Source organism: Pseudoalteromonas sp. P1-26, assembly GCF_001401795.1.
In the GTDB taxonomy this organism is placed as follows: Bacteria; Pseudomonadota; Gammaproteobacteria; order Enterobacterales; family Alteromonadaceae; genus Pseudoalteromonas.
The window spans coordinates 1-223 of sequence record NZ_LKDX01000202.1; the positions used below are offsets into that span (position 1 = coordinate 1).

Annotated in this window: 1 rRNA gene; it reads left to right on the forward strand. The window is 39.9% G+C overall.

Annotation, left to right across the window (positions count from 1 at the left end):
* Positions 1–155 precede the first annotated feature (155 nt).
* Positions 156–223, forward strand: a 5S ribosomal RNA gene (rrf, locus tag AN394_RS21495); the annotation flags it as partial.

The following is a 223-nucleotide window of genomic DNA, read 5'->3' on the forward strand; positions in this document are numbered from 1 at the left end:
CTGTACTAATTACCCGTGAGGCTTAACCATACAACGCCAAACGCGTTTTATGACAGCGTAACAGACAGAAGTTAAGTTACTAAAGTAGACATTTACTTAATATCAGAATTCCAGATTTATTAATTTGCTCAAAAGAGCGAATTAAACCAAATTTGCTTGGTGACAATAGCGTTTTGGACCCACCTGACCCCATGCCGAACTCAGTAGTGAAACGAAACAGCGC